Raw genomic sequence first — 5,559 nt, 5'->3', positions numbered from 1 at the left:
CGCCGCGACGGCCAGCGCGCGCCGCTGCGCGAGGCGCTGCGGCTCGCCGACGGCTACGGCTTCGCCGACCCGGACGACGTCGCCGCCTTCGAGCCGACGCCGACCGTCGTCATCCAGCGCTCGATCTGCGGCAGCCTCGCCGTCGACGACCGCTACCGCCTCGACATCGAACAGTCCGTCGTCGACGCCGGCCTCGGCTTCGGCGACGCGCCGAACGGCCGCTACGCGATCGCCGCGGCGACCGACCCGGGCAGCCGCTGGGGCGCGGCGCTCGCGTTCGACGGCGTCACCTGCTTCGGTCCGGTGCGCGTCGGGCAGGCGCGCGGCCTCGGCGGCATCTTCGCGCAGCGCTTCGCGGTGCTCGACAACCAGCACGGCTGCATCAAATGGAGCGCGTTCAGCGGCGACGGCGACCGCCTGCCGCCGAATCATTTCTGCGTGCGTGCGCCGGATGCACGCATCGCGTTCACGTCGACGCGGTTCAACGATCCCGGCTACGCGCAGCTGGCGCGCGCGACCGACCGTCGCGTGCGCGAACTCGGCCCCGGCGACGACGCGATGGGCGCGTTCGGATTCCTGCGCGAAGCGCACAAGTGGACGAATCTGCAGGTTCGGCTGCGCGAGTTCATGCCGGTCGGCGTGCGCCCGCTGGCCGTTCCGGTGACCTGACAAGGAGCTCCGCCATGCAAGGCGATTTTTCCGTACCGGTCCTTCAGCCCGACGAGCACCGCCGCGGCGTCGCGCAGCCCGCGCAGGGCGTCCTGCGCAACCTCGCCGGCGTGCTGCACCAGCAGGGCCGCGTGGTCAGCGACGCCGACCTGACCGACGGCGAGCTGATGTCGATCCTGTGGCACGGCCAGGCCGGCCGGGACATCATCGGCGCCGGGGTCTGCGCCGTGCCGGCCGACGCGCCCGACGGCTTCCGCGTCGAGTCGGCCGCAGCCGACGGCGACGGCGTGCGGCTGCTGCTGCATCCGGGCCGCGCCTGGGCCGACGGCATCCTCACGCACCTGCCGGGCATCGAGCCGGACGCGCAGGCGCCGGTGGAACGCTACGCGACCTACTTCGGCCCGCCGTGGACCGATCCCGCACCGGACGCCACGAGCATCGGCGACGGCGTGCGCGACGCCGTGATCCTCGAAGTGTCCGAGGAAGCGCTGCACGGCTTCCAGTATCCCGAGCGCCTGATCGAGCCTGCGCTCGGCGGCGTCGACACGGCCGAACGCGCCTACGTCAACTATCGCCTGCGCCTGCTGCGCCTCGCCGACGGCGAGGACTGCCGCGCCGCAGTCGCGCGCCTGCGCGACGATCCGGCGACGAAAGGCCGACTCCACGCGACGCTCGCGCCGGTCGTCGCGATCGCCGGCGAATGCCCGGTGATCGGCGGCGGCGGCTATACCGGCTTCGAGCACAATCTCTACCGCATCGAGATCGCCGATACGCCGCCGGGCGCGCCGGTGCGTTTCAAGTGGAGCCAGTGGAACGGCGGCCTCGTCGGACGCGGCCGCTTCGATGCGACGGTCAATCCGCGCCGCGTGATCATCGACGCCGGCCGCGCCGCGATCGTCAACTCGGGACTCGTCGACTTCTATCTCGAGGCGCTGCAGTACGACGAGCGCATCGGCGCCTGGCAGGTGGTCTACGGCGCGAACGCGACGCTCGACACCGACCACGACCTCGAACTCGCCGCGCCGGCGGCATTCGGCTCGCTGCCGTCCACGACGGCGCCGGTATTCTTCCGCCTGTGGAACGGCATCGCCGACGTCGTGAACTTCCCGGTCTCGCCGAACCCGGCGCAGCTGCGCGACGGTATCCGCCTCGAATTCGACGCGCCGGCCGGCGGCAACTACCGGCCCGGCGACTGGTGGACTTTCGCGGTACGCGCCGGCGAGATCGCGAACCCCGCGGTGCTCGTCGACCGCTCGCCGCCGCGCGGCATCCTGTATCACCGCGTCGCGCTCGCCGAGATCGAATGGACCGCGCGCGCCGACACGACGGTCTCGGGCACTATCGAGGACTGCCGCCGCCGCTTCCGGCCGCTCACGAACCAGAAGGTCTGCTGCACCTTCCTCGTCGGCGACGGCGTCACGAGCTTCGGCGACTTCAATTCGCTCGAGCAGGCCGCGGCCCATCTGCCCGCCGCGGGCGGCGAACTGTGCCTGCTGCCGGGCCTGCATCGCACGAACCTGCTGCTCGAAGGCCGCCGCGACGTGAAGATCCACGGCTGCGGCCGCCGCACGCTCGTGCTGCCGCGCACCGAGACGCGCGAGCGGCCGATCCTGCACGTCGCCGGCTGCACCGGCGTGGAGATCGGCGATCTCGACCTCGTCACCTACGACGCGATCGCCGTGCGCATCGACGGCGAACGCCGCGGCACCTGCAAGGACATCGAGATCCACGACACGCGCATGATCGCGCGCACGAATGCGATCCGCGCGACGAACGTCGCGGAGCTGTGCATCCGCGACAACCGGCTGCACCTGCTCGACACCGTCGACGGCCTCGCGACGATCTCGCTGGCCGCCGACGACGTGCGCGTCGAACGCAACACGCTCGTGCTGCTGCCGTTCGTCGACGAGACGCCGGACGAACCGGACGTACCCGACGACGATCCGACGCGCGACCCGGCCGACCCGTGCGCGCGCCCGCCGGTGCTGTACCTGCATCCGGCCTATCTGCAGGCCTACGTGTACGCGGCCTGGGGCGTGCTCGTCGCCGAGCTCGCGCCGCAGCAGCCGTACCGCGCGATCGGCGGCATCCACGTGCGCGCCGGCTCCGAGCGCGTGCGCATCGCCGGCAACCGCATCGCCGGCGGCAACGGCAACGGCATCGCGCTCGGCGGCGATCTCGATCCGCCCGACCGACCCGCGCCGCAGGACGGCCCGCGCACGGCCGCCGAAGCGGATGGCGACACCGTCACGATCACGACCGACGGGCAGTTCCTCGCGCTCCTGCAGGACGAACAGGGCCGGCCGGTCGGCGACGTCGACGTCTTTCTCGAAGCCGACACGATCGCGACCGACCGCAGCGACCGCGACGGCCTTGCGAGCGTCATGACGGCGCCGGGCACGCATGCCCTGTCGCTGTCGCCGCGCTGGCAGATCGCCAGCGTCGCCGAAGGAAACAACGATGCGCAGCGCGTCCACGTGATCGTCGTCGCCGAAGGCAAGCGCGCGGCCACGCGCGGCTTCCTCCACGAGATCACGATCAGCGGCAACGACATCGCGCAGATGGGCCTGTCCGGCATCGGCTTCGCCGCGGCGCGCGGCGCGCGCCTCGGCGGTGCCGCGGGCGAAATTCCGCGCGACGACCCGAAGGCCGCCCTGCTCGCCTACGTCGACCAGGCGATCGCCGGGCTCGCGCTGACGCCGCTGCTGCGCGCGACCGATCCCGTGCGCGATCTCGTCATCGAGGGCAACCGGATCCATCACAACCTGCGCACGCCCTTCGACGACGCGATGCTGCGCGAAGCGCAGGTCATCGGCCGCGGCGGCATATCGCTCGCCGTCGTCGAGTCCGCGGCGATCCGCGCGAACCACGTCTACGACAACGGCCCGCGCGCGACCGATCCGGTCTGCGGCGTGTTCATCGGCTACGGCAACGATCTGGACATCGGCGACAACACGCTCAGCGACAACGGCGTGGTCGACGACGGCTACGAGGAGAACCGCCGCGCCGGCCTGCGCGGCGGCGTCTACGTGCGCTTCGCCGGCGCGCTGAAGGCGCAGGCGTCCGCATCGACCGGCCGCAAGCCGGCGCTGCGCGTGCACGACAACCGCATCGACCAGCCGGCCGGCCGCGCGCTCACGGCGTTCGCGTTCGGCCCGGTCGAAGTCGTCGGCAACCATTGCAACAGCGAATACACGGGCCTGCACGGCTTCCTCGACGCGTTCGTCGGCGGCGTGCTCGTGGTCAACCTCGGCGGCGTGCACCGCCTGCTCGCGCGGCGCTCGGGCGCCTACCTCGCGTTCGACGCCGCCGCGGGCCGCCGGAACTGGCGCGCGCTCGCCGAAGCGAGCCTGCCCGGCGGCGAAACCCTGTTCGACGACAACCTCGTGCGGCTCGGCGTCGTCAACCGCTCGGTCACGGCGCAGGTGCTCGCGGCGCTGGACGATCTCGGCTATGCGTCGAACACCGCCTCGGTCTATCGCACCGGCGCGCTGTTCGCCAACGCGCTGCTGTTCGCCGACACCTTGCGCGCGACCGCCTCGCGCTGGCGCGAGGACGCCGATCCCGCGCTGTCGGCGCTCGCGATCGCGCTGCGCGCGAACATGACGGTGCTGAACCAGGGCGACCACTGCATCGTCGTGCGACCGCTGCCGGCCCAGAATGCGGCGCTGCCAACCGTCAACGCGCCGAACCAGGTGCTGCACGGCGAAGGCTGCTCGCGCTACAACGAACTGCCGGCGCTGTTCGAGCTCCTCGCGCAGGCGCTCGCCGCCTATGCCGGCACCCTCGGCGGCGACGTGTCCGGCACCGTGCTCGGTTCCGACGAATTCGGCCGGCTGCCGGTCAAGACCTCGGCGCAGGCGCTGCAGGCCGTGAACGCGACGCAGGTCGCCACGTTCCGCGCCTACCAGTTCGAGGCCGCAAGGTTCCGGGCCAAGCACGGCGACGCGCATCCGCTCGCCGGGACCTTGAACGCGCAGGCCGAAGCGAACCGGCGCAGCGCCGGCGTGCTGGCCGGCGGTGCGGAAGCGTTCGCCGTGTCGCCGCCGGCCGTGCCAGATCGCGGCTCGGCGGTCAGCGGCCGGCTCGTCAATGACCGCGGCCGCGGCCTGCGCGGTTTCGTCGTCGAACTCGTGCGCGGCAACGGCGAGCGCGTCGTGCGCGTCGGCGACACCGATGCGGCCGGCGGGTTCGGCGAGACGTTCGACGCCGAGCGCACGGCCGAGCTGCAGCGTACCGGCGACCTGTTCGCGCGCGTGCTCGACGCCGGCGGCCGCGAAGTGCTGCGCGACCGGCACGCACTGCGCATCGAGCCCGGCGCGGACGTCCGCCTGTCGCTGGTCCTGCCGCTGCGCCCGGTGCCGCGCGCGGCCGTCGCGACGGCAACGCCCATCCACGGCACCCCGCCACCGCCGGTCACGGCCGTGCGCACGCCGCTGACGCGGCTGAAGCTCGACGCGAAGCTCGTGCAGCAGTTGAACGACGGCGGCATCGTCGACGTCGAGGGCCTGCTCGAAGCCGCGCCGCGGCGACTGATCGCGATCGTCGGCGACGAGGCCACGGCGCAGAAGCTCGTCGAAGCGGCCAGGCGCCTGCTCGCGCGCGGCGCGGCGGAACCGGCACCGGCACCGCCGTCGACGACTAGGCCGGCGCCGATACCGACCCCAACACCGACCCCAACACCGACACCGACGCCGCAGAAACCGGCCGGCGCCGGCAAATCCGCGCGGCGCAAGAAGTGATGAAGGCGAGAGCGGCCGCCGCCGCGGACGTCACGAAACCCGCCGCCGCGCGCGCCGCGGCAGCGCCGGCGGCGGTGCGGCCGGCACCGCGGCCACGTTCGGCCTGCGCCTGCGGCGGCCAGTGCGCGCGCTGCCGCAGCACCGCTGC

General features: G+C 73.0%; 2 protein-coding genes. Both read left to right on the top strand.

Features of this window, described 5'->3' with window-relative positions:
- Window positions 1-669: hypothetical protein (locus tag NON22_RS19645; protein WP_257388673.1), on the top strand; the 669-nt coding region annotated here is incomplete at its 5' end.
- Window positions 670-683: 14 nt separating this feature from the next.
- Window positions 684-5,411, top strand: coding sequence for a helix-hairpin-helix domain-containing protein (locus NON22_RS19640; RefSeq protein WP_257388672.1), 4,728 nt, complete (start codon window positions 684-686; stop codon window positions 5,409-5,411).
- Window positions 5,412-5,559: the final 148 nt, after the last annotated feature.

Source organism: Tahibacter caeni (assembly GCF_024609805.1).
Classification (GTDB): Bacteria; Pseudomonadota; Gammaproteobacteria; order Xanthomonadales; family Rhodanobacteraceae; genus Tahibacter; species Tahibacter caeni.
The sequence above is the reverse complement of the archived record's forward strand: the minus strand, read 5'-3'. Positions and strand labels throughout refer to the sequence as shown.